Origin of the sequence: Natronospira elongata, from assembly GCF_034931365.1 — a bacterium.
Classification (GTDB): Bacteria; Pseudomonadota; Gammaproteobacteria; order Natronospirales; family Natronospiraceae; genus Natronospira; species Natronospira elongata.
Window position 1 is genome coordinate 133,219 of record NZ_JAYGII010000005.1, and the last position, 23,268, is coordinate 156,486.

Consider the following 23,268-nt stretch of genomic DNA (forward strand, 5'->3'; position numbering starts at 1 on the left):
CTCCTAAGGTGCCGGGCCGGAGAAATCCAGAAAGAAAGGCATCGGCCGCATCGCCGACAGACAGTCGCTGTCCAGCCCAGCGGGATCGCGGTTTCTCAGAAAATCCCGGACCAGAAACGGCAGACAGCCATGATGAATCACATTGTGGCCCTTGCCCTTGAGGATCACATGGCGACTATTGTCCAGGGTCGCTGCGGCCTGGTCTCCCCACTCCGGGGGCGTCACCGGGTCCAGTTCCCCGGACAGCAGCAACACGGGCCGCTCGGAGGCCACCGCCTGATGAAAGTCCGCGGGAATGTCGGCCCGCGGCCATTCCGCGCAGGCCGCCTGGAGCAAAGCCAGGGGATTCAGGCCCAGCAGTCCGTCCTCCTCGCTGAACGGGGAGTCCTCGTCAATAAAGGAGATGTCTTCGCTGCAGACCACCGCATAATGGAGGGGAATGCTGAGGCTGCCTTCCAGCGATTCTCCAAGGGTGACCCATTGTGCCGCCAGCGGTGCCCAGTCATCCTCCCGGGCGGCACGGTGGATCAGCAGCGGCATGATGGCCAGAACATCCGGTTGGTAGGCGGCAAAGCGCAGTAGCTGCCCGATCCGCTGCCGGTTAAGCGCCACCTCGGTCCATTCGTGGCTGCGGGGGTGGCGAATGGAAACCTCCCGTTCCTCTTCCGCCACGGATTCCAGCAAAGAGCGCAAGCCTTCTTCCAGATCCGGAAAGGCCTCCCGGCAATCTTCAGAGGACTCGCATCGTTGCAGCATTCGTTTCACAGCCCGTTCCGCGAACGGTGCCAGCATGGGCCCCAGCACTTCGTCCGCAGGGACCACCCCATCCAGAATCAGCGAGGCCACCCGCTCCTCGAACCGCCGCAAATAGTGCAGGCCGAGGCGGCTGCCGTAGGACACGCCATAGACATGCCATTCCTCAATGCCGAGATGTTCGCGCACCGCGTCAAGGTCCTTCGCCGAGGCCTGGGTGGTGAAATGGCGGGGATCCCTGTCCAGGGCCTCGCGACAGCGCTGCATGGCCTGGCCAATTTCCTCCGCCGATTCCGCTTCCGCCAATCCCGCGTCCGGGCATTCGAGGCGGGCCGAGCCACCGGTGCCTCGCTGGTCCACCAGGACGATCGGATGGTTCTGGCGCACCGCGCCGAGCGCGCGAACATGGGGAATGAAGGCTTCCAGTGCCGCCTGGCCCGGCCCACCCGCCAGCATCAGCAAGGGCTCGCCCTCGGCTTCGCCGGCCCGGGGCGCAATCCATGCCGCCGCCAACTGAATGGTCTCCCCATCCGGCTGGGACCAGTCCAGGGGCACGGAGACTTCAAAACACTGTGCCGAGATGGTCTGTGGCAATTGGCCACTGCGCAGGCTGCAGGCCTCGTAGTCGGCTGGCGCCGCGCTCGCGGCAAAGAACAGGGCAGCTATCCACATCGCTTGAGATCTCCGATTCCAAGCCCGAGCCGAGCTCAGCCTTCGCGACGCCACAGGGCGCGCAGCATCTGGCCCCAGCCGGGCTCCTTGCCGTACATGAGAATACCGGTGGCAAATATCCGTCCCGCCGCCCGTCGGACCCACCACACCGCCGCCGCCAGCAATACCAGGGAAGCGGCCAGGGCCAGGGGATCAACGCCGGCCATCACATGGCGGGCAGGCATCGCCGCCCAGGAGGTCGGCGGGAACCAGGACATGAACACCATGAAGGGACTGTCGGGCATGTCCAGACCGGTGAATACCAGCACCAGCGGCAATATGGGCAACAGCATCAGGCTCGACCGGGAGGAGCTGTTGGGGTCATCAATGGTGGCTGCGATGGCCGCCAGGATGCTGTTCCAGAACAGCAGACCCAGGAGCGCGAAGCCCAGGATCCAGAATGCGCTGCCCAGGGGCGGCAACCAGGCCGAAAGATCGGGCAAGCTGCCGCTGACAATGCGGTAGGCCAGCAGCCCCACCAGCCCCCAGAGGGCGACATTGAGCAGTGATTTCAGGCCCAGCACGGTGAGACCGAGAATCTTGCCATCCACCCAGGTTTGCGGCCGGATCATGGCCAGCATCTGTTCACAGACCCGCTGCTGCTTCTCCGTGGTGATACTGGCGAAATAGTAGGCAAAGCTGTTGAATACGGCGAGCAACATCAGCCCCAGCACCACCAGGGCGAAAATCCGGGAGCCAACGGCTTCCCCTGCCTGGCCGGTATCGATACGCAGGGCCAGGGGGCGTGACAGGGCCTCATACTCGGCCACTGAGAGGCCGGCATCCATCAGTGCCTGCTGCCGTGCCAGCTGGTTCAATATCTGGTCCAGGGATTCCTGCCAGCGGGCCTCTCGGGCCGCCAGCAGCACGGCGTTGCTGTTCGAATGCAGGATTAGCAGACCGTCCAGCGTACCCGCCGCTACCGATTCGGCAAGCGTATCCCTTGCGTCGGCCTCGGCGTTCTGGAAATAAAAGCGGTCCAGCTCACCCGCCGGCAGGGCCAGGTGCTCGCCGCCGATGACCGCAACCTTGAACTGCTGACCACTCTGGTAGCGGTCCATCAGCCAGACCCCGCCATAGACCAGACCGATTATCACCCCCATCACCAGCAGGGCAATCAGTTCCTGCCGCCATTTGAAATAGCGCATGAACTCCCAGCGCGCCACACTCAAGACCGGACCATTTCCCCTGTTCATGCCGTCATCTCCTCGGCGTCATTCTTTTCGCTGTTCGGCCCCTTTTCGCCGACGGCATGGAGGTAAATGTCATGCAGGCTCGGTCGCTCACTGTGCAGGGCCTCGATCGCGCCCAGGCCCTGCAAGGCGCCGAGCAGCTCGTTCATGTCGCTGTCCGAGGCCAGACTCAGCCGCAGCCGCCGCTCGTCGAGCCGCCGGCTATCCTGCACACCCGACAGTGAGGGCAGTTCGCGGGGGGGCTGGTCGCGGAACTGGACTTCCAGGGCGGTACCGAGACCGCTGTCGTGACGCAGGCTTTCCAGCGTCCCGGTCATGGCCTCCTGGCCCTGATTCATCAGCAGGATGTTGTCGGCGAGACGCTCCACCAGGGCCATCTGGTGAGCCGACAAAAGCACCGTCATGCCTTCCGCCCGCAACTCTCTCACCAGATCCAGAAAGCGCTCCTGGTTGACCGGGTCGAGCCCGGAAAAGGGTTCATCCAGGACCGCGAAGCGGGGCCGGTGGAGGATGGTGGAAATCAGCTGCACCTTCTGCTGATTACCCTTGGACAGTGCGCCCAGCTTCTCGGTCGCCCGCTCGCCAAGATCCAGTCGCTCCAGCCACTGGGTGGCGCGCCCACGGGCATCGCGGCGGCTGAGTCCCTGCAGGCGGCCAAAATAGACCAGCACATCCAGTACCGGCTGATCCTGGTACAGCCCCCGTTCCTCCGGCAGATAGCCGAGCTCCGGGCCGGTGATGGCAGCCTGCTCGCCGGCCCGTGCCTGGTAGCGGATGCGGCCGCTGTCCGGTCGGGTAATGCCGATCAGCATCCGCACCGTGCTGGTCTTGCCGGCCCCATTGGGGCCCAGCAGGGCAAAGATTTCCCCTTCCCGGATCTGGAAGTTGAGTCGATCCACGGCGGTGACCGTGGCGTACTGCTTGCGAATGGCCTCGACCGACAGAATCGATTCGGTCACGTTGCTTCCCCCCCCAATAGACCCGTCCCCGATCGGGGCAGGCATCGTCCAAAGCGGCTCAATATACCATTCCCGGGCCGGCATTCTCAGTCATGTCGCCGCACTACTCGACTCGAAAGTGCCGACCTTCTTGGCCGCCACCCGCCCTTAGCCCTTATAATGTCAGATTGAGCTGATAGTCAGGCCGATTCCGCCAGCAGGCGGGCTTGGCCGAGGCGGGAATTATGCGCAGGCAATTCGATGTCATTGTTGTGGGTGGCGGTCACGCCGGCACCGAGGCCGCCCTGGCCTCGGCGCGCGCCGGTGCGCGAACCCTGTTGTTGACCCAGAATCTGGACACCATCGGTCAGATGTCCTGCAATCCGGCCATCGGCGGCATCGGCAAGGGCCATCTGACCCGCGAGATCGACGCCCTGGGCGGAGCCATGGCCCGCGCCATTGATCGGGCCGGTATTCAGTTTCGCACCCTCAATGCCAGCAAGGGCCCGGCGGTGCGCGCCACCCGTGCCCAGGCCGACCGCAATCTCTACCGCCAGGCCATCCGCGCCCAGGTGGAAAACCAGCCCGGCCTGTCTCTCTTCCAGCAGGGCGTCGATGACCTGATCATCGACAACGACCGGGTTAGCGGCGTGGTCACCAGCATGGGCCTGCGCTTCGAGGCGCCGGCGGTGGTGCTGACCGTGGGCACCTTCCTCGGCGGACGCATCCACGTGGGCGGCACCCAGAGCGCCGGTGGCCGCGCCGGTGACGCACCCTCCAATGCCCTGGCCGAGAAACTCCGGGCCCGGCCCTTCCGCGTCGGCCGGCTCAAGACCGGCACGCCGCCGCGGATCGACGGGCGCTCCATCGACTTCAGCCGCCTGGAGGAACAGCCCGGCGACGATCCGGCCCCTGTCTTCTCCTATATCGGCTCGGCCGAGGAACACCCCCGCCAGGTCTCCTGCTGGATCGCGCGCACCAACGAAAAGACCCACGAGATCATCCGCGCCCACCTGCACGAGTCGCCCATGTTCACCGGCGCCATCGACGGGGTGGGACCGCGTTATTGCCCCTCGGTGGAGGACAAGGTCGAACGCTTTGCCGACAAGGATTCCCACCAGATCTTTGTCGAGCCCGAGGGCCTCGAGACCCACGAGATCTATCCCAATGGCATCTCCACCAGCCTTCCCTTCGAGGTCCAGGCCGCCTTCGTGCGCACCGTGGCCGGTTTCGAGAATGCCCACATCACCCGCCCGGGTTACGCCATTGAATACGATTTCTTCGATCCCCGCGATCTCAAGCCGAGTCTTGAAACGAAATTCGTGGGCGGGCTCTTCTTTGCCGGGCAGATCAACGGCACCACCGGCTATGAGGAGGCTGGCGCTCAGGGCCTGCTGGCCGGGCTCAATGCCGCCCGCCTGGTGCGTGACCAGGACAGCTGGTGTCCGCGCCGGGACGAGGCCTATCTCGGCGTGCTGGTGGATGACCTGATCACCCGCGGCGCCTCCGAGCCCTATCGCATGTTCACCAGCCGGGCCGAGCACCGCCTGCTGCTGCGCGAGGACAATGCCGATCTGCGCCTGACCCCCATTGCCCGGGAGATGGGGCTGATCGACGACCACCGCTGGAGTGTTTTCGAGGCCAAGCGTGAGGCGGTGGAGCAGGAGAAGCAGCGCCTGAACGGGCTGTTGATCCGCCCCAATCAGGTTTCCGCCGAGGAAGCCGAGCGGGTGCTGGGCGGCAAGGGCCTGTCCAGGGAACAGCACGCGGCCGAGATCCTGCGCCGCCCGGAAGTGGATTATGCCGGCCTCACCAGCCTGGCCGCCGTGGGCGAGCCGGTGGCCGACCCGCGGGTGGCCGAGCAGGTGGAAACCCAGATCAAGTACGCCGGCTACATCGAGCGCCAGCAACTGGAAATCGACAAGGCCCGCCGCCACGAAGACACGCCCCTGCCCGAGGATCTGGATTACTCGGCGGTGCGCGGCCTGTCCAATGAGGTCTGCCAACGTCTCGCCGAGGCCCGCCCCGCCACCCTGGGTCAGGCCGGTCGACTCCAGGGCGTCACCCCCGCAGCCATCTCCCTGCTCCTGGTCCACCTCAAGAAGCGCAAGGCCGGCTGGCGTGTGCGGCGCTCGGCCTGAAAAGCCGAGCGGTGCTCGCCACGGCAACCCCCAAATTCCCCCAGCACTCTGATCATTTCTCCAGAAAATTGACTGGCATTTACCTGTCGACTACGTTTTTCTTGTTACTCGGGTAAAACAGTCGAATTCAGACGGGTGACACGCACGCGAATTTTTTGCACTCCATTGAAGGGAGGGGGCATGACGACAGGCAAACATACATTGTAAGTTTTAATCGCGGTGCCGAAATCCCGGCTCACGCCATGCAAGGCCTAGTTAATGGTGTCGCCACTCAAGTCGGCGTGCAGCCAAGCCGTGTTTTTGAACATGCCCTCAAGGGATTCACCGCCGAACTCAATCACGGACAAGCCCAGGCTCTTCGGAATAACCCCAACATTCGGGCCGTGGAGGCTAACACCAAGTTTAACCTCCATCTCGCATCTGGTGATGGCTACGTCCAGTCCAACCCCGACTGGGGATTGGACCGTATCGCCCAGCGCGATCTACCGTTAAACGGCACCTACCAATGGGAGCTGGATGGGGAAGGTGTGCGAATCTATATCCTCGATAATGGTGTACGTGCAAGTCATCAGCGGTTTGAAGGCCGGGTAGAGCGAATCCATGATGAGTTCAACGGCAACGAAGAGGCCTATGAAGATACTTGTCGGGACGACGAAGGCCCGGAACCCTGCCTTATCCCCTCACGTTGTAGTGTCAACTCTGGCTCCGACAGTCCGGCCAACGACGATGAACATTCCGTAATGGGAAACCCAAACGAGCATGGCACCATGGTCGCGGGTCTCGCTGGCGCCTCCGAATTCGGTGTCGCTCGCGGAGCTGACATTAAGGATGTCCGCGCTTTTCGCTGTGATGGACAGCAGTTCCTCTCTGAGATCATTGATGGATTGAATGCGATCGTCGCCGAAGAGCAGAGCGAGGATGGAGTAGCTATCATAAACATGAGTTTCGGCGCCGCCGTGTCAGATCTCGATGGGAACTTCAGCCTGGAGCACGCCATAAGGCAGCTACCTGACAACATCTTGGTCGTTACAAGCGCCGGCAATGCAGGTGCGCCTGCAAGTGATTACTCCCCCGCACGCATGGAGGAAGTGCTCACCGTAGGTGGCACCGACAGTACAGATAATTTTTGGTCGGATTCCAATTCTGGCTCTGCAGTCGATATCCTCGCGCCGGCTGTTCAAGTTGAGAGCGTCGGCGCAGAAAGTGATGATCATACCCTTAAGCGTACAGGGACTTCGCTCTCCGCACCATTGGTTGTCGGCACTGCCGCATTGTTTGCCGAGGCAGGTGGTAAAGAGATTCTCCCGGAACAGGTACGCTACTTGCTTCTGTCGGATGCAACACAAGATCGGCTATCTAACCTTACCTCTGGCACGCCCAACAAGCTTCTCTATCAAGCTGTTTCGGCGGGCAATGGCGGGGAAATTTGTCCAGACGGTGATTGCGGGGATGACGGCGACGATGAAGATGAAGATGATGACGACGACGAGACGCCGCCGCCCATTATCGATTGCCCCTACATGACGGAGGACGGTACATGGGTGCATTGTCCGTAAGGATTTTCCAAAGCCCCCAACATGGCATCAGCCTGGTCCTTCTGGCCGGGCTGCTGCTTGCGGGGCCGGCCGTAGCAAACAGCGACGGCGACTATGAATTTGCCTCCGGGGCCTTTCCGCCGCCTGGGTGGGGTCGCATTGGTGGCGAGATCGCCGTCGGCGAACATTTTGCGGTGGTGCCCTATCCCAATGCCCCGGGCGGTGGGGTTGGTGATGTGGGTGCCGCAATCGTTCTGGCGCCGGATGAAAACGGCCAATGGCGGACGGAATCCAACATCCATGGGGCGGACTTCGGTTTGACCCTATCCAGTCTGATGGGACTGGGCGCGGCGATCTACGAGGATGAAATTTACCTTGGTGGTATTAATGGTGACTGGGCCGCCAGTGGCGACCGCGGCGCCGTCTATCGTTTTCGGCGGGAGCCGAGCACCGGCGAGGTAAGCTTTGAAGGGATTATCGAACGCCCCGAACCTGACACGGTGCATTTTGGTGGCTCGGTGGATGCCGACAGTGGCTGGCTGGCCGTGGGCGCGACCTTGGGTGAATCGACCGATATGACCGGCGCGGTCTATCTTTATGGCTGGGAAGAGGCCACCGGCGATTGGGATTATCGGCAAAAGCTTCTGGCGCCCCAGGAAGACCGGGATGAAAAGGAAGTGACGGATCGTTTCGGTGCGATGGTGGCCCTGAGCTATCCCTGGCTGGCGGTTCTGGCCAGCACCGCTTGGGTGGAGGGTGTTGAACGGGATATCGGTGCCATCTATCTCTATCGCCATGAGCCTGACGAGGGCTGGGTGCTTCATGACAAGGTCCATGACCAGACAACTCCGGAGGGATTCGAATTGCGCGAGACCGGCGGGGGGTTCTTTTTCGATGGAGAGCATTTACTTTTTAGTACGGTAATCCGTACCGCCGACGATGGCCTTTTCAACGAGCGGCGGCTACATGTATGGAAGAGAACGGGGCAGGGCAACGATGCGAGTTGGGAGAAGACGGCTCAGCTGGATGATCCTGATCCGCAGGAGATGCGTGCCAATAACTTCGGATTCTCATCAGCAATCCGGGATGATCGCCTTTATGTCGGCTATCCATCAGATTCAAATGCAAGCGGCGATTTCACGGGCGCGGTCTGGATTTATGACCGAGACGAAACCGCCCCCGAGGGTTGGGTACTCCACCAGCGGATTACCGAACCCTGGCCGAATCCCAGCCCGATTACCAGCAATAGAACAGGTTCTCGACTGGCGCTAATTGGCGAGACCGGCTTCCTCACTCGAGCATCCGGTGTCTTTCTGGACGGCAGTCAGGGCATCACCTGGATCGTGGAGCCGGACGCGCCGCCCGCCGATTTGAGCTGGTCGGATGCTGGCACGGAATCAGGATCGCCCGCGTTTACGCAGCAGTTGCGGGTGGACAATGCCGGCGAGGCGGGGGCCACGAATGTACTGGTGCGGTTGCAGTTGCCAGAGGAGTTGACCCTAACCGGGGCAGATGCGCCCTGCTGGTTTGATGATGATTTCGATGCCGGGGTCTGCTGGATCGAGTACATCGCCCCGGGAGATTTTCGGATCCTGGATCTGGCGCTGGAAACAGAGGCTGATGAAGGCACGGACTTCACGCTGGACCTGCGCATTGCCGCCGACCAGCGCGAACTCTCGCCCGAGACGCGTGACGGCGCATTTTCCCTCAGCGTACCCGCCGCTGAATCAAGCTCTTCTTCCGGCTGCAGTATCGGGCGCGGGCCCTGGGAAGTGCTGATCCTCCTTAGCGCGATCCTGATCGGGCGGCGGCGGTTTGCGGCGTCCGGCCTGAACGGCGCTTACCGCGAATAAATTCGCGCCCACGGTGCCTATTGCCGGTGGCCACGCCACCGTGGGAGCGGATTCATCCGCGATTGATCAGCTAATCCTGGCACCTCGCCAGACCGCTCAACCGCACCATCCCGACGCCTAAACTCAGAAGCGCAGAATCTCGCGCTCATTGATGAACAGCACGCCATCGGCCAGCTCAATATGAATGGCCAGACCGTCATCGGTCTCCAGCAGCATGTCCTGGGCGATGGCCGCATCCAGTTGGCTGTCCATCAGGCGCAGGCTGGCTTCATCGGCCTCTTCATCCAGGGGGCCACCCAGGGTCCACATGGCCAGGGCACGACGGGCCAGTTCCCGGCTGGTGCTGAGCTGGAGTTCACCATCCATCATCCGGAACCAGGCCGCCTCGGCCAGGAAGCCTTCCAGCTGCGCACGGTCCATGGGCCGGGCCTTGGCCTGACCATCGGCCTCGATCATCCCGCCCGGCAGGCTGAGCTGGAGCTGCTGCAGGCGTAAGCCGGGTTCATGGGTGATCAGGTCCAGAATGGGTTCCATGAGTGCGCCGATGTCCTGATCGATGCTTTCCGGATCATCCAGTCGCAGTTCACTGCTTGCCACTTGCAGGCGGGAGAGTGATTCCGGGTGCAGATTGAACAGGTCGATGTCCATCAACAGGGGACCGGCCTCGAACTCATCGGCTTGCAGGGCGTCGATTTGGATCTCGTGGCTCTGGGTCAGCAAGTCATTGCTTTCCCGGGTATCGGTCGCCCACATCAGGCCGCGCATGGTGTTGGGCCCTTCACCGGGCAGCCGCATCTCAATGGCGGCGAGGCGGAGTTCACTGCCACCCACCCAGATATCCGATGGGCCACGGCGTTGGCTCACATCCAGCCAGGGCGATTGCAGATGGACGCCATAGCCGTCGGCGTCAGCCAGATGCAGGGCACCGCCACGCAGCCGCATGCTGACCCGGTCCAGATTGCGGTTGGCCTGGAAATCCAGCAACAACTCGCCTTCATTGACCAGCCGCAGCTCGTCTTCAACCGCGACATCGAAGGCCGCCACCCGCAGGTGACCACGAAGACTGCCGGTCAGACCCAGGTGGGTGGTGCTTTGAAGATCAATGCCGTGCTCGCTGACGGCCGGCAGGCTGTCTCCCAGGCGGCTCTCGACCACGGCAAAACCCGGCCGCCAACGCTGGTGAAAGGGTGCGGGGGCCGTGAACGGAATCGGCCCGTGATGGACCCGCTCATCAATTTCGATAATTGGCCCTTGCCCATCCGGCTGCTCATCCGCCCAGCCCATCTCCTGAATGAGTTCACCCAGAAAGGCGTCATCCACCTGCAGGCTGACGCGGGCGGTGGAGCTGAACCAGCCCCGCTCGAAATCCGTGACCTGGGCACTAAAGCCAGGCTCGGCGGCGAACATGGCCGACCACATCTGCTTGTAGCGGCCCTCCGCCATCATGCCCACGCCGGCTGGCAGTACCAGCACCACCAGCAGCAGGACCAGCAACAGGCCGATCCCCATCCGCCGCAATTTCTTCTGGCTCTTGCTCTTGCCTTTGGCCATGACTCCTTCCCCGTGGCTGATTGTCTGGTGTCCCGGCCCAATCCGGGCCGTCGCAATCCCGATACTTTAGCAGGCTGCGGCCTCGGCAAGAAAAAACGGCCCCAAAAGGGGCCGTTCCATTCAGCACATTCCGGCAATGGGCCTAGAAATGCATCATCTCATCGCCGTTGAGTCGCAGGACCCCGTCTTCCAGCTCAACATGCAGCTCAAGCAGGCCCGCGTCCGTTTCCCGCAGCATGCCCTGATTGATGAAGCCATCGATCTGCTGATCCACCATGGTCTTCGTGTTTTCATCCAGTTCCTCATCGGCCGCCACTCCCATCATGCTGTTGGCGAACAGTCGCTGCAGCAGTGCCCTTGAGGTGCTCAGCCGGCCATGGCCGTTGGCCAGACGACCGAAGCGATCTTCGTTCAGGTAGGTCTCAAGCTGTTCCCGGGACAGTGGCCGTAACTGGATTTCCCCGGCACCGCTGATGCTATCGTCAAACAGGCGGGTATCCATGGAGTTCAGCGTGCTCCCCGGGCGGTGCAGGGCGACTTCGAGCAACGCGTCCAGCCAGTGATCGCTAAAGCTGTCCCCCGCCGCCTCGACACTGTCCTCATCCAGGGCCGGGGCCTCGGCAAAGGCAAGCTGAAGATCCGCCAGGGCCTGAGGGTGAAGATTGAACAAATCATAGTCCACCGAAATGGGGCCGACCTCCAGGGCCGGGCCCGCAATGGCCCCAATGTCGACCGTGTGATTCTGTACCAGGAAATCCTCTCGATTATCAGTCAGCGCCGACCAGGCGAAATCCCTCAATTCAAATGCCGGATCCGATCCCAGCGTCCGCACGCTATCCAGACCAAACTCCACCTCACCCAGCCAGAGCTGGGCCGGACCACGGCGCTGGTCCGAGCGGCCGTCGAAACCTTCCAGAATCACGCCACCAAACTGGCTATCCTCCAGTCGCAATTCATCACTGCCCATCCTGGAGCGGATCCGCTCAAATTTCAGATTGCTCTGAATCTCGACCCGGATCACCCCTTCATTGACCAGTCGCAGACCGTCGCCGACATGGACGTCGAAAGGCATGGCGCGGAGAAAACCGTCCACCCCGCCGAACAGGCCGAGACGAGTGCTGCTGATCACGAAGATGTCATTGTCACGGAAAAAAGGCAGTTCCGAAGCCGGCCGGGTATCCACCACCGCGAAGCCCGGCTTCAGGCGCTGATCCAGGGGCGCGGCGGAGGAAATCGGGAATGGCCCGTGATGGATCCGTTCTTCCAGATAAACCAGCGCGGTGTCACCGGGGCCGGCTTCGGCCATGCCGAACTCCAACAGCCATTCGGATGCCATTGGATCGCTGACCTCGATGCGCACCCGGCTGCGGGCATTGAACCAGCCGCGGTCGTATTCGACCACCTCGGCCTGATAGCCCGGCTCACTGTCCAGCGCGTTTGCCCACAGCGCCTTGTAGCGATGCTCGCTCATGGTCCCAACCGCTACCGGTGCCACCAGCACCAGCAGTACCAGGACGAGGGCACTACCCCCGAGCCAAAGCTTGAGTCGTGATTTCATGTCTTCCCCTTTTGTCTGTCAGTGATGGTCTGTCAATGGAGTGAATGGGTCTTCCGCCTCCCAACGGAAGATGGGGATTCTACACCGCGTCGCTGTCCTTCGACAGCATCCGGGCGCGGACATGGGCGCTGGCGATGCCGCAGGCGTCACGGCGTCCGAACCAGCGATAGCGGCGATTCCCGAACCAGCGATAGAGCCCATCCCTGAGCGGACGAGGCACGAGAATGAAGACGTAGAAAAGCGGCCAGGGCCAGCGCAGGGAGCGCAGGATTTCCAGGATGGCTCGGGAGTGGGAAAAGACCCGCTCACCCCGTATCAGCAGCACACTGTCGAGACCGGGTGGTTTCTCAATGCCCGCCCGGGCAAGGGCGGCCTGTCCCGCTTCGGACTGCAGGGTGGCGAAATAGACCGGCCAATCCCCGCGTCGCCTGACCACGAACGCCGCCCAGCCATTGCAGAGCACGCAATAACCGTCGAATAGCAGGATCGCGCATTCTCTCGGCCTTGCCATGCTTGCACTCCTCGCGCTGCTATGATCAGTTTGCCTGATCAGCGCTGCGAGTATTATCCCTTATGCCGGACCATCAGATCATTCTGATCCTCCTGCTGGCCACCCTGGGGCTCTTCATCTGGGGTCGTTGGCGCTATGACCTGGTCGCCGGCATGGCGCTGCTGGCGGCAGTCCTGCTCGGCCTGGTGCCGGCGGCCGAGGCCTTCGATGGTTTCGCCCACCCCGCCGTGATCACCGTGGCCGCGGTGCTGGTGATCAGTCGTGCCCTGGGTAGCGCCGGGGTGGTGGACCTGATCGCCGCCCAGGTGACTCGCATCGGCGACCGCGTTTTTCTCCAGACCCTGGCCCTGACGGTGGTGGTCGCCCTGTGTTCGGCCTTCATGAACAATGTTGGCGCCCTGGCGCTGATGCTGCCAGTGGCAATCCAGATCGCAAGGACCCACGGCTTTCCTGTCTCTCGCCTGCTGATGCCCCTGGCTTTTGGCTCTTTGCTGGGCGGGCTCACCACCCTGATCGGCACCCCGCCCAATATCATTGTCGCCACCTATCGCCAGACCGAGCTGGGCGAGGCCTTCGGCCTGTTCGAATTCGCGCCGGTCGGACTGGTACTGATGGTCGCCGGCATCATCCTGGTGTCGCTGCTGCCCCGTTGGGTACTGCCGGACCGCAAGGGGGAAAGCAGTCCCGATGAATTGTTCGAGATCGAGAACTACCTTCTGGAGTTGACCGTCGAGGAGGACGCCAAGCTGGTCGATGAACCGGTGCGTGCTCTGGCCGAACCCTTGGAGAAGGTGGATTACACCCTGGTGGGCATCGCCAGGGGCAAGCGCGTGATCAGCCCGGTGCGACCCTTCGAGCGCCTGCGCGCCGGCGACGTGATTATGATGGAAGCCGACCCGGAGGAGTTGCAGGGCCCGGCCGACAAGCTGGGCCTCAGCTTGCGGGGCAGCGGCAAGCTGGACCGTGAGCGGCTCGACAGTGAGGAGCTGGCCACCATGGAGGCGGTGGTGCTCCCCGAAGCCATGATGAGCGGTCATACGCTGCGAACCCTGCATCTGCCCCAGCGATTCGGCGTGGCCCTGCTGGCGGTGGCCCGTCAGGGCGAACGTCTGCGTGAGCGACTCGGTCGGATCCGCTTTCGCAGCGGTGATGTACTTTTGTTGCAGGGTGAGCGGGAGGCCCTGCAGGAAGCGGCCTCAAGATTGGGCTGTCTACCACTGGCCGATCGCGAGCTCAGTGTCGGCGCGCCCCGCAAGCTATTGACCGGTCTGGGCCTGTTTGCCCTGGCCATCGCACTGGTGGTCAGCGGTCTGCTGCCGGTACAGATCGCCCTGGCCGGTGCCGCCCTGGGCATGGTGCTCGGCAATGTGCTCAACCTGCGCCAGGCCTATGGCGCGGTGGATTGGCCGATCATCGTGCTGTTGGGGGCGATGCTTCCGGTGGGCATGGCCTTTGACAGCTCCGGCGCGGCCGGCATGCTTGCCGACGGGCTGGTGGCCCTGTCCGGGCAATGGCCGCCGGTGGCGACCCTGGCGGTGCTGATGATCGTCGCCATGACACTGTCCGATATCATCAATAATGCCGCGGCAGCCGTGCTGCTGGCGCCGGTGGCGGTCGCTGTCGCCAATGCCCTGGTCGTATCACCTGATCCCTTCCTGATGGCCGTGGCGGTCGGTGCCTCCTGCGCCTTCCTCACGCCCATCGGTCACCAATCCAATACCCTGGTCATGGGTCCGGGCGGCTACCGTTTCACTGACTATGCCCGACTTGGCCTGCCCCTGAGCCTGCTGGTCTTTGCCCTCGGGTTGCCGATGATTCTGCTGATCTGGCCGTTTTGAGCCTTAAGAGGGCTCATAATCACGCTTTAGTATTTCCTCGCCTGGACAGAACCGGTACCCTCTGCCATGCTTCGAGTAGATTCAGTAGAATTCCCACCGCAAGGCCAAGAGCCATGGCTAAAAAACAAGCTCAAGAACGAAAGCGAGTAAGGTTCGAAATCAATGCTCGTGGTGGCGTTGACGTTCATCTAGAGCAAATTCTTACCGGCAAAAAGACAAAAGAACAAGCCAAAGCTGCGAAGGATTACTTTGAACGGAGGCGCGAAGCGAGCTGAGAGCCAATGATATTTGGCTTACTATTGCTACTCGCTTTGGCGGGTGGCTATTTCTTCATTCGAGATTGGGAAATGACATCTTTCGTCTCACTGCGGGAAGATGGACATAGGCTTTATTTTCGTAGCGCGGTTGCAGGGATTGCAATTCTTATAGCATTTTCTATCTTGATTCAGGCCCTCCAGAAAATTTTTCCCGTTTCCCTAGCCCACGTTTCTGGCTATCTTGGCGTTCCCCCAGAAACTCACGTTTTTGCAACTGCATCGATTCTCACATTGTTCCTAGGTAAGTTTTTGGCCCTAGGGATCAATCGGTCTATGCGCCAACTACGCGAAAGCAGGTGTCGATTTATTCGTTGGATCCCATGTAGGCTGAATCTAGGTCGTGATCTGGAAGCATGGAGAGAAGAAGCTATTCGTGCTGACGATGTTGATTCCCTAGTCTTCGATGCGACGACCAATGAATTCCCTTTGCTACTTACCGTTGATAACGGGAAAATCTATATCGGCTATGTAGACAGCTGGCCAAAGCCTGGGTCGGAAAACGAATGGCTGACGTTATTGCCCTTGGCTTCTGGGTTTCGGAAAGATAATCTCGAAGTTGAACTCACAACGAGCTACGATGAGGTTATTGTCGAGTTGGCCAGTGACGAAAGCGAAAAGGCCTCTATTCAAGAATTATTATCGAAATACCAAGTTTGCGTTTGCAGAGACAACATTGTATCCATAAGCAGATTCGATTTCGAAACGTACAATAACGCCAGCCTATCATCATGATCTTCGTTACTACTACTTCTCTAAAGTAACGAACTGATCGTGCAACTCCGCTCAATCAATGTCATCGCCAAACGCACTGAGATGAAAATCCCGCGCCTCGGTAACCGCCGCCACCCCGGGATCGGTGGGGACCTTGGGATCGCCACCGGCCAGGACCTCCAGCACGGCGTGGACCCCGCGGGCCAGTGGTTGCAGGTTGTAGCCGCCTTCCAGCACAAAGGCCAGTCGCCCCTTGCAGAGCTGGTCCGCCAGATCACGCATGATTCCGGTGAGCTGGCTGAAGCCCTCGTCACTGCAGTTGAGGCAAAGATCCAGACGGTGAGGGTCGAAACCGGCCGAGACCAGGATCAGATCGGGCTGGAACCACTCTGCGGCCGGGACCAGAATCTCCCGGAAGGCGCGAATCATCGCCTCATCGCCGGCCCCCTCCGGAAGGGGCACATTGATGGTGGTACCCTCGCCGATACCCTCACCCACCTCCTTTAGATGGCCGCTGCCCGGATAAAAGGGTGCGGCGCGATGGGTATCGAAAAGCATCACATCGGGGTTGGCCCAGAAAATATCCTGGGTCCCATTGCCATGGTGGGCATCCCAGTCAACGATCAAGACACGCTCGCAATCCATCGCCATCTGCGCATGGGCGGCGGCCACGGCAACGTTGTTGAACAGACAAAAACCGCGGGCACGCACCGAGGTGGCGTGATGCCCCGGCGGCCGGGAGAGGGCGAAGGCGCTGTCCGCTTCGCCGGTCATTATCGCCTCGACGGCCCGGATCGCCGAGCCCGCCGCTACTTCCGCGGCCTCCACACTGCCGGGTGAGACCGCCGTGGTGTCCACGTCCAGCCAGGCATGCTTGCCACGCAGCTTGTAGATGGATTTGAGATAGCTGTCGGTATGAACCCGCAGCAACTCTTCGCGGGTCGCCACCCGGCCGGGTGCCAGCTCCACTCCAGCAATGGGCTCGGCTGCCAGCAAGTCGGTGATCGCCGTGATCCGACCGGGATGCTCAGGGTAGTTCCATTTCACCACCAGGCTGGAGAGAATTCCCCGCACCCGCTTGTTGAGCCGTCCCGGCAGGAACTCATCCTCCACGTCAGGGCGGTGCTCCAGCACGCGGGGATCGTTGAGGACCAGGACCTTGCGTTGCTTGGCATTGTCATTCACGCTCGCACTCCCTTCGCCACCTCAGTTGCAGCATAGCCCAGTGGAAGCGATCAGTAACGGTCGTTCTCGTTGTCCTGAGTCATGCCTGACCCCTGTCACGCCGGGGCCTCGGTGAGTATTGCGAGCACCCGAGCATGTTCATCCAGGTTCGCGGCCTTTCGTGCCGCCGGATCATCTACCAGCTTCGCCAGGCCCGCCAGCCCGGCGGTGCCGGTAGGGCTGGTGGCAAGTGATGGCTGGCCTTCCGCCAGCCTTCGAGCCATTCGCCGACAGCTGTCATCATCCACGCTCAGGAAATGTTCAGCCTGTCGGGCAAGAATCTCCCAGGCCAGGGGCGAGGGTTCGGCGCAATCCATCCCTCGCAGTACCGTGTCCAGTGAGCCCGCGCTGCGACGGCGCTCACCGGCACGGGCGCTAGTGAGCAGGCAGTCGGCCTCGGCCGGCTCCACCACGATCAGCGTCGGCCGCGACCGGCCCCAGCGGCAGACGCTCCAGGCCGCCAGCGACCCGGGCAGCCCGCCCACGCCGCCCTGAATGACCAGATGGCTGGGGGCCGCCAGGCCCTGGGACTGCCACTGAGCTTCACTTTCTTCCAGTATCTGGCCGTAGCCGAGCATGACCCGGCGGGCCGATTCCCGGTCACCCAGCAGGTTGCTGTCCGGCACGAAAATCCAGTCATGGGCCTTGGCCCTTTCCCGGGCCTGTGCCACGGTTTCATCGTAGCGCGCGTCAATGGTCTCGATGTGGGCCCCCTTGTCCCGGATCGCCGCGACACGCGAGGCCTCGGTGTGGGCGGGCAGAAAGACCCGGCAGGCCGCCCCGATCAGGCGCGCACCGGCCGTCACCGCCTGGGCATGATTGCCGGCACTGGCGCAGGCAATGGTGAGATTCGCGGCAGGCCGCATGGCCGGATCGAAAAGGGCCCTGGGTGGGCCGTCGAAACCGTTGGACCGCAGCGCCTCCCAGGCCAGCATGACCACTGCATAGGGTCCGCCCAGGCCCTTGAAACTGCGCAGGCCGAAGCGGGCCGATTCATCCTTGAGCAGCAGCCCGTCAAGCCCGAGCGCGTGGGCCAGATCGGGTGCACTGTGAAGGGGGGTTGGCCGGTACGCCGGGCAGGCCCGAATGAAGTCGGCGGCCTGGCCGAAATCCCGGGCCCTGAAGCCCGCCGGCAACTCAGTGGTCGCTGTTTTCTGCTGGTGATGGATCCACATCCCCTGTTCTCCGTCACAAGGCCTGTAAAATGGGCCGACACGCATCGACTGGAGGCGCTATGAGTGTGACCGCCACTCGCCCGAGACTGACCCGTTTCCCGCACGGTATCACGGCCATCGATACCGATTACCACCGGCCGCGTTTCGATGCCAGCCACCTGATCGTCGATCAAGGCCGCGCCGCCTATGTGGACACCGGCACCAGCCATTCGGTGCCGTCGCTGCTGGCGGCACTGGATGAATTCCGCCTGGACCGGGAGGCGGTGGATTATGTCCTGCTGACCCATGTGCATCTGGATCATGCCGGCGGCGCCGGCGAGCTGATGCGCCACCTGCCCAATGCCGTTTGTGTCGTCCATCCTCGCGGTGCGCGACACATGGTTGACCCAGGCAAGCTGATTGCCGGCACCAAGGCCGTGTATGGCGAGGCGATGTTCAATCAGCTGTATGGCGAGATTCCCCCGATCCCGGCCGAGCGGGTTCGGGAATCGCAGGATGGCATGACCCTGACCCTGGGCGAGCGCCACCTGACGCTGTTGCATACCCCGGGCCATGCCAAGCATCACTACTGCATCTTCGATGACCGGCCCCACGCCGTTTTCACCGGCGATACCTTCGGCGTTTCCTACCGGGAACTGGATACCGACCAGGGCGAGTTCATCCTCCCCACCACCACCCCGGTCCATTTCGACCCCGAGGCCATGCATGCTTCCATCGACCGGATCATGGGCTTGGAGCCGAATGCCTGTTTCCTCACCCACTACAGCCGCGTGACCGACCTGGACCGCCACGCCGAAACCCTGCACGCGGAGATCGACGCCTTCGTGGCCATCGCCCGCGAGCACCAGCAAAGTGATAATCGTGTCGACGAGATCGAGGCCGCTCTGATCGACCATCAGGCTGAACGCCTGGCGCGGCATGGCATCAGTGAGCCGGAACAGAAGGCAGGGGATATTCTGGGCATGGACCTCAAGCTGGACGCCCAGGGCCTGGATGTCTGGCTGACTCAGCAGGAGAAGGCGGCTTCTAGGTAAAGGCCTCGATTCATGCAGGACCCTTTGTTATCGGTGACGGGGCGCATTCCGGCTTTGGAGCCGACAGGGCTTTCCAAGGACACCGTAAACCCATCCATGGGGGCTCTGGGTTCGGTCGAAAGGCTGCGCATTCCTGCTCCGCCTCCCGGTCCAGCCCGCACATCCCTGTGCGGGCGTTCGGCAAGCCGCGATGGTCCACCGGACCATCGGTCTTGCCTCACCCTGGCTCACACTGCCTTGGAAAGCCCTGTCGGCTCCAAGGCCTACCTTGGGGGGTGGTCACCTGGGTAGTGCCTGCTGATGGCTTATTCTGGAATTTGAGCAAATTGCCTTCGATTTGGGCCGTTTAATCGCGGCTAAAGCCGCTCCTACGGCGGCTTCGGCGTAAGCTTATAGGCACCGTAGGAGCGAATTTATTCGCGATTGAAGGCCACCAGGACCTGGACCGAAATGCCCCACCGTCACCGCCATCGAAGGGTATTACCCTAATCGAAGCCTAATCAGAAAACCCAAACCGATAGCGCCCCAAATCAATCCGCCCGCGCAAGCCGAATTCCACCCCTTCCTCCGCCAGCCGATCCCGCTGGATGGAGCCGGCCCCGTCGTCCGGCAGGCTGAGCTCACCGCGGGCATTGATGATTCGGTGCCAGGGCAGGGTGCTGCCGGAGGGCAGGGCGTGGAGGGCATAACCCACCAAGCGGGCCTGGCCGGGAAGACCGGCCGCACGGGCGATATCACCGTAGGTACTGACATAGCCCCTGGGCACTGCCGCCACCGCGGCATAGATGCGCTCGTAATACTCCGACGACGCCATTACCGACCAGAGCCGGCCAGCATCGACCAGACCACCGTGAACACCAGTCCCCCGCTGGTGCCCAGAATGGCCAGCGTCAGACCGACCCCGGTGTAGGTACCGGTAAGCAGAATCAGGCCCAGCTCCGCCACCGTCACCACCATTACCAGCGCCGCTGCACTCAGGTAGTGTGCCCGGGCCCGGGCCTTGCCCAGCAGGCGGGTGGCGGCCAGCAGCCAGAAGGTGCCCGCCGCCCCGGCAAACAGCCCGGCCCCCAGCGGATCGATGGGTGCCCACAGCCCGGCGCTCACCAGCCAGGCGAGCAGAGCGATGCCGGTGGCGATGATCAAAAGGGCAAATCCGGCGGCGAGCAACTGGTACATGCGTGGGCTCCGTGGCAATCTGCGGCATTGGCTGCGAATACGCGACATTCTACCGCGAGGATCGATTATGCAAATTATTGCCATTGTCCTGATGATCTTCTTCGCCGTCTGCGGTTATCAGATCGCCCGCAAGGCCGGCTACAACCCCTGGCTGGGCCTGCTCGCCGCCATTCCCATTGTCCATCTCGTCCTTCTCCTCATCCTCGCCTTCAGCGAATGGCCGATCCATCGCGGTGAATCCCACGGCGGGTGACTTGGCCCGGGGCCCAGTTTGTCCTAGTCTTTCCAATTCCCCGAGCAAAGCAAACGGACTTTAAATCGCCATGTACAGACAATCCCTTATCAGTCTATCCGTCGCCTCGGCGCTCGCCCTGGCCGCCTGTGAGGCACCCGACCAAGAGACCCAGGAGGAAAGCCGGGCCGACGTCGCAGAAACCCAGCGTCCGGCCTACCCTGAAACCCGCCGCCAGGACCTGGTGGAGGAAATCCACGGCCACGAGATTGCCGACCCTTATCGCTGGCTGGAGGAGCTGGGCAGTGAGGAGGTTCGTGACTGGATCAATGCCCAGAACGAACTCACCTTCGAGCACCTCGAGAGCCTGGACGGGCGTCAGCGCTTCAAGGAGCGGATGACCGAACTCTGGGACTTCGAGCGCTACTCGGTGCCCAGCGAGGAAGCGGGCCGCTACTTCTACCGCCGGAACGACGGCCTGCAGGACCATGATGTCCTTTACTGGCTTTCGGAGCTGGATGACGAGCCGCAGGTCCTGATCGATCCCAACCGCTTTTCCGAGGATGGCACCGTTTCCCTGACCATGACCTCGGTGCGCGAGGATGGGGAATACATTGCCTACGGCAAGGCCGAGGGCGGTTCGGACTGGCAGACCTTCCATATCCGCAATATTGAATCGGGCGAGGACACCGGTGATTTCCTCGAGTGGATCAAGTATTCACCGGCCGCCTGGACCCATGATCACGAAGGCTTCTTCTACAGCCGTTACCCGGAACCGGAAGGGGATCCTTTGACCGCGCCCAATGAAGATCATCGGGTCTTCTACCATCGCATGGGCCAGGATCAGGAAGACAATGTTCTGGTCTACGAACGGCCCGACCGGCCGGATTGGCGCTTTGCCCCGGAAGTCAGTGACGATGGTCGCTATCTGATCCTGACCGTTCGGGAAGGTACCGATCGCCGCAACCGGGTCTATTACCTGGATTTGCAGGATCCGGAAGATCCCTCCTTCGACGGAGATGTGGTGGAGTTGCTGGATGATTTCGACGGCGGTTATCACTTCCTTGATAACGACGGCGAGACCTTCTTTTTCTACACCACCGCCGATGCGCCCCGTGGTCGGATCATCGCCATTGATACCGGCGAACCGGATCGTGACAACTGGGAAACCATTGTCGAGGAACGTGAGCGAGTGATCCGAGGCGTCAATGCCGTGGGTGACTATTTCATCGTCAACTACATGGAAGATGCCCACAGCCGCCTGTCGATCTTTGGCCGTGATGGCGAGGACAGGGGCGACGTGGAACTCCCCACGCTGGGAACCGTCGGCAGCGTCAGCAGCGGCCGTGACGGCGAGATGTTCTTCTCCTTCAGCTCCTTCCTCTATCCCACCACGGTGTTCCACCACAAGCCCGGTGAGTGGGAGGAGCCGGAACTGTTCCGACAGCCTGAACTGAGCGGCTTCGATCCGGAGGACTATGTGACACAGCAGGTCATCTATGAGTCCAAGGACGGCACCGAAGTCCCCATGTTCATTACCCACCGTCGGGATGTGGAGCCCGATGGCAATGTCCCCACCCTGCTCTATGGCTATGGTGGCTTCAACATTCCCATCCTGCCCTCATTCTCGGTGGAGAACCTGGCCTGGATGGAACAGGGCGGCATCTACGCTTCCGCCAACATTCGTGGTGGTGGTGAATACGGCCGTGAATGGCACCAGGCCGGTGTGCAGGACAAGAAGCAGAATGTCTTTGACGACTTCATCGCGGCCGCCGAGTATCTGATCGACGAGGGTTATACCTCGGCCGACAACCTGGGCATCTACGGTCGCTCCAACGGTGGCTTGCTGGTGGGCGCCGTCATCAATCAGCGCCCCGAGCTCTTTGGGGCCGCACTGCCGGCGGTGGGCGTGATGGATATGCTGCGCTTCCACAAGTTCACCGTGGGCGCGGGCTGGGCCCCGGATTACGGCAACCCGGAGGTCAAGGAGGACTTTGAAGTGCAGCTGCAGTATTCGCCTTACCACAACATCGCCGAGGGTCATGACTATCCGCCGGTATTGGTGACCACGGCGGACCATGACGATCGTGTGGTGCCTGGCCACAGCTTCAAGTACGCGGCCATGCTGCAGTACAAGCAGGCCGAGGACAGCGCCAGTCCCATGCTCATCCGCATCGAGGACCGCGCCGGCCACGGCGCCGGCATGTCCACCACCATGCGCATCGAGGAAGCCCGAGACCGTTGGGCTTTCCTGGCGGAGCACTTGGGATTGGAACTGGATTGAGGTGCCGGGTAAGCGGAATCGGCGGGCCCCGGAAGGGGCCCGTTTTTTTTGCCCCGTGGGAGCGGATTCATCCGCGATTGCAATCCAAGCGAAGGCACGCCGCTCTCTGTGGGCGATAGAAGAATGGTGTGCCAGCCGAGGGCATCCAATCGCGGATGAATCCGCTCCCACGGGGGTTTAATCGACGTCCCAGCTAGGCGCCAACCCCTCTGGGTTTATCACCCGCCCCTGGGGATCGGCCAGCCCGGCGATCTCACCCATCTCCTGTTGGCTGAGTTCGAAATCGAAGATGTCGATATTGGCGCTGGCGTGCTCCTCCCGGCTGGAGCGGGGGATGGCGACCACTCCGTCCTGCTGGATCAGCCAGCGCAGGGCTACCTGGCCCGGGTTCTTGCCGTGCTTGTCGGCAATGGTCTTGAGGGTCTCGCTCTCGAACACCCGGCCCTGGGCCAGGGGGCAGTAGGCGGTCAGGGCCATGCCGGCCTCGCGGAGCATGGGCTGCAGGGTCTTTTGGCCGAGGAAGGGGTGGTATT

General features: G+C 62.0%; 20 protein-coding genes. 9 read left to right on the top strand and 11 right to left on the bottom strand.

Annotation, left to right across the window (positions count from 1 at the left end; genetic code table 11):
• Positions 1–3: 3 nt before the first annotated feature.
• The 3 genes from VCB98_RS04235 to VCB98_RS04245 are packed head-to-tail and all read right to left on the bottom strand — an operon-like array spanning position 4 to position 3,616.
• Positions 4–1,425: an alpha/beta hydrolase gene (locus VCB98_RS04235; RefSeq protein WP_346050649.1), complete on the bottom strand. Its 1,422-nt coding sequence runs from the start codon at positions 1,423–1,425 to the stop codon at positions 4–6.
• Between the two features lie 35 nt (positions 1,426–1,460).
• Positions 1,461–2,660, bottom strand: coding sequence for an ABC transporter permease (locus VCB98_RS04240; RefSeq protein WP_346050650.1), 1,200 nt, complete (start codon positions 2,658–2,660; stop codon positions 1,461–1,463).
• Positions 2,657–3,616: an ABC transporter ATP-binding protein gene (locus VCB98_RS04245; protein ID WP_346050651.1), complete on the bottom strand. Its 960-nt coding sequence runs from the start codon at positions 3,614–3,616 to the stop codon at positions 2,657–2,659. The genes VCB98_RS04240 and VCB98_RS04245 overlap by 4 nt, the downstream gene beginning before the upstream one ends.
• 224 nt (positions 3,617–3,840) lie before the next feature.
• On the opposite strand from VCB98_RS04245, the gene mnmG reads away from it, so the two are divergent.
• From mnmG to VCB98_RS04260, 3 genes are all read left to right on the top strand, one after another.
• Positions 3,841–5,736: a tRNA uridine-5-carboxymethylaminomethyl(34) synthesis enzyme MnmG gene (gene mnmG, locus VCB98_RS04250; RefSeq protein WP_346050652.1), complete on the top strand. Its 1,896-nt coding sequence runs from the start codon at positions 3,841–3,843 to the stop codon at positions 5,734–5,736.
• Positions 5,737–5,891: 155 nt separating this feature from the next.
• A complete protein-coding gene (locus VCB98_RS04255; protein WP_346050653.1) occupies positions 5,892–7,292 on the top strand; it encodes a S8 family peptidase in 1,401 nt (466 codons plus the stop codon).
• A complete protein-coding gene (locus tag VCB98_RS04260) occupies positions 7,274–9,124 on the top strand; it encodes an integrin alpha (RefSeq protein WP_346050654.1) in 1,851 nt (616 codons plus the stop codon). Before VCB98_RS04255 ends, VCB98_RS04260 begins: the two co-directional genes overlap by 19 nt.
• 123 nt (positions 9,125–9,247) lie before the next feature.
• On the opposite strand, the gene VCB98_RS04265 is transcribed toward VCB98_RS04260, so the two are convergent.
• The 3 genes from VCB98_RS04265 to VCB98_RS04275 form a co-directional block, all read right to left on the bottom strand.
• Positions 9,248–10,675 carry a DUF945 family protein gene (locus VCB98_RS04265; RefSeq protein ID WP_346050655.1) on the bottom strand — a complete coding sequence of 476 codons (1,428 nt, stop codon included), beginning with the start codon at positions 10,673–10,675 and terminating at the stop codon, positions 9,248–9,250.
• A gap of 142 nt (positions 10,676–10,817) precedes the next feature.
• Positions 10,818–12,233, bottom strand: a complete 1,416-nt coding sequence (locus tag VCB98_RS04270) for a DUF945 family protein (protein ID WP_346050656.1) — start codon at positions 12,231–12,233, stop codon at positions 10,818–10,820.
• A gap of 79 nt (positions 12,234–12,312) precedes the next feature.
• Positions 12,313–12,744 (bottom strand): thiol-disulfide oxidoreductase DCC family protein, encoded by a 432-nt coding sequence (locus tag VCB98_RS04275; protein WP_346050657.1) that lies wholly within the window; start codon positions 12,742–12,744, stop codon positions 12,313–12,315.
• A gap of 62 nt (positions 12,745–12,806) precedes the next feature.
• Between VCB98_RS04275 and VCB98_RS04280 the strand changes: the two genes are divergently transcribed.
• From VCB98_RS04280 to VCB98_RS04290, 3 genes are all read left to right on the top strand, one after another.
• Positions 12,807–14,582, top strand: a complete 1,776-nt coding sequence (locus VCB98_RS04280) for an SLC13 family permease (protein WP_346050658.1) — start codon at positions 12,807–12,809, stop codon at positions 14,580–14,582.
• 113 nt (positions 14,583–14,695) lie between these two features.
• On the top strand, positions 14,696–14,857 hold the full coding sequence (locus VCB98_RS04285) for a hypothetical protein (RefSeq protein WP_346050659.1): 162 nt from the start codon (positions 14,696–14,698) through the stop codon (positions 14,855–14,857).
• Between the two features lie 6 nt (positions 14,858–14,863).
• Positions 14,864–15,631, top strand: a complete 768-nt coding sequence (locus VCB98_RS04290; RefSeq protein ID WP_346050660.1) for a hypothetical protein — start codon at positions 14,864–14,866, stop codon at positions 15,629–15,631.
• A 51-nt stretch (positions 15,632–15,682) separates the two neighbouring features.
• Here VCB98_RS04290 and VCB98_RS04295 read toward each other — a convergent pair whose 3' ends face one another.
• Positions 15,683–16,795 carry a histone deacetylase family protein gene (locus VCB98_RS04295; protein ID WP_346050661.1) on the bottom strand — a complete coding sequence of 371 codons (1,113 nt, stop codon included), beginning with the start codon at positions 16,793–16,795 and terminating at the stop codon, positions 15,683–15,685.
• Positions 16,796–16,890: 95 nt separating this feature from the next.
• The gene (locus tag VCB98_RS04300; RefSeq protein ID WP_346050662.1) at positions 16,891–18,009 is read right to left on the bottom strand and encodes a diaminopropionate ammonia-lyase; all 1,119 of its coding nucleotides are present in this window, start codon (positions 18,007–18,009) and stop codon (positions 16,891–16,893) included.
• 59 nt (positions 18,010–18,068) lie between these two features.
• Here VCB98_RS04300 and VCB98_RS04305 point away from each other — a divergent pair, with 59 nt between their 5' ends.
• Positions 18,069–19,043 carry an MBL fold metallo-hydrolase gene (locus VCB98_RS04305; protein ID WP_346050663.1) on the top strand — a complete coding sequence of 325 codons (975 nt, stop codon included), beginning with the start codon at positions 18,069–18,071 and terminating at the stop codon, positions 19,041–19,043.
• A gap of 496 nt (positions 19,044–19,539) precedes the next feature.
• On the opposite strand, the gene VCB98_RS04310 is transcribed toward VCB98_RS04305, so the two are convergent.
• Both VCB98_RS04310 and VCB98_RS04315 read right to left on the bottom strand, forming a co-directional pair.
• Positions 19,540–19,857, bottom strand: coding sequence for an MGMT family protein (locus VCB98_RS04310; RefSeq protein ID WP_346050664.1), 318 nt, complete (start codon positions 19,855–19,857; stop codon positions 19,540–19,542).
• A complete protein-coding gene (locus VCB98_RS04315) occupies positions 19,857–20,219 on the bottom strand; it encodes a hypothetical protein (protein ID WP_346050665.1) in 363 nt (120 codons plus the stop codon). Before VCB98_RS04315 ends, VCB98_RS04310 begins: the two co-directional genes overlap by 1 nt.
• 67 nt (positions 20,220–20,286) lie before the next feature.
• Here VCB98_RS04315 and VCB98_RS04320 point away from each other — a divergent pair, with 67 nt between their 5' ends.
• Together VCB98_RS04320 and VCB98_RS04325 are read left to right on the top strand one after the other, a co-directional pair.
• On the top strand, positions 20,287–20,472 hold the full coding sequence (locus tag VCB98_RS04320) for a hypothetical protein (protein ID WP_346050666.1): 186 nt from the start codon (positions 20,287–20,289) through the stop codon (positions 20,470–20,472).
• A 70-nt stretch (positions 20,473–20,542) separates the two neighbouring features.
• Complete coding sequence (locus VCB98_RS04325) at positions 20,543–22,735, top strand: prolyl oligopeptidase family serine peptidase (RefSeq protein WP_346050667.1); 2,193 nt, start codon at positions 20,543–20,545, stop codon at positions 22,733–22,735.
• A gap of 177 nt (positions 22,736–22,912) precedes the next feature.
• Here the strand turns inward: VCB98_RS04325 and VCB98_RS04330 are convergent.
• Positions 22,913–23,268, bottom strand: a 356-nt coding sequence (locus VCB98_RS04330) for an aldo/keto reductase (protein ID WP_346050668.1), incomplete at its 5' end; no start/stop codon positions are given.

Bases quoted from the DNA above. Each gene is read 5' to 3' on its own strand.
- VCB98_RS04235 (WP_346050649.1), bottom strand. From the start codon at position 1,425: ATGTGGATAGCTGCCCTGTTCTTTGCCGCGAGCGCGGCGCCAGCCGAC.
- VCB98_RS04240 (WP_346050650.1), bottom strand. From the start codon at position 2,660: ATGAACAGGGGAAATGGTCCGGTCTTGAGTGTGGCGCGCTGGGAGTTC.
- mnmG (WP_346050652.1), top strand. From the start codon at position 3,841: ATGCGCAGGCAATTCGATGTCATTGTTGTGGGTGGCGGTCACGCCGGC.
- VCB98_RS04260 (WP_346050654.1), top strand. From the start codon at position 7,274: ATGGGTGCATTGTCCGTAAGGATTTTCCAAAGCCCCCAACATGGCATC.
- VCB98_RS04265 (WP_346050655.1), bottom strand. From the start codon at position 10,675: ATGGCCAAAGGCAAGAGCAAGAGCCAGAAGAAATTGCGGCGGATGGGG.
- VCB98_RS04270 (WP_346050656.1), bottom strand. From the start codon at position 12,233: ATGAAATCACGACTCAAGCTTTGGCTCGGGGGTAGTGCCCTCGTCCTG.
- VCB98_RS04275 (WP_346050657.1), bottom strand. From the start codon at position 12,744: ATGGCAAGGCCGAGAGAATGCGCGATCCTGCTATTCGACGGTTATTGC.
- VCB98_RS04280 (WP_346050658.1), top strand. From the start codon at position 12,807: ATGCCGGACCATCAGATCATTCTGATCCTCCTGCTGGCCACCCTGGGG.
- VCB98_RS04285 (WP_346050659.1), top strand. From the start codon at position 14,696: ATGGCTAAAAAACAAGCTCAAGAACGAAAGCGAGTAAGGTTCGAAATC.
- VCB98_RS04290 (WP_346050660.1), top strand. From the start codon at position 14,864: ATGATATTTGGCTTACTATTGCTACTCGCTTTGGCGGGTGGCTATTTC.
- VCB98_RS04300 (WP_346050662.1), bottom strand. From the start codon at position 18,009: ATGTGGATCCATCACCAGCAGAAAACAGCGACCACTGAGTTGCCGGCG.
- VCB98_RS04305 (WP_346050663.1), top strand. From the start codon at position 18,069: ATGAGTGTGACCGCCACTCGCCCGAGACTGACCCGTTTCCCGCACGGT.
- VCB98_RS04310 (WP_346050664.1), bottom strand. From the start codon at position 19,857: ATGGCGTCGTCGGAGTATTACGAGCGCATCTATGCCGCGGTGGCGGCA.
- VCB98_RS04315 (WP_346050665.1), bottom strand. From the start codon at position 20,219: ATGTACCAGTTGCTCGCCGCCGGATTTGCCCTTTTGATCATCGCCACC.
- VCB98_RS04320 (WP_346050666.1), top strand. From the start codon at position 20,287: ATGCAAATTATTGCCATTGTCCTGATGATCTTCTTCGCCGTCTGCGGT.
- VCB98_RS04325 (WP_346050667.1), top strand. From the start codon at position 20,543: ATGTACAGACAATCCCTTATCAGTCTATCCGTCGCCTCGGCGCTCGCC.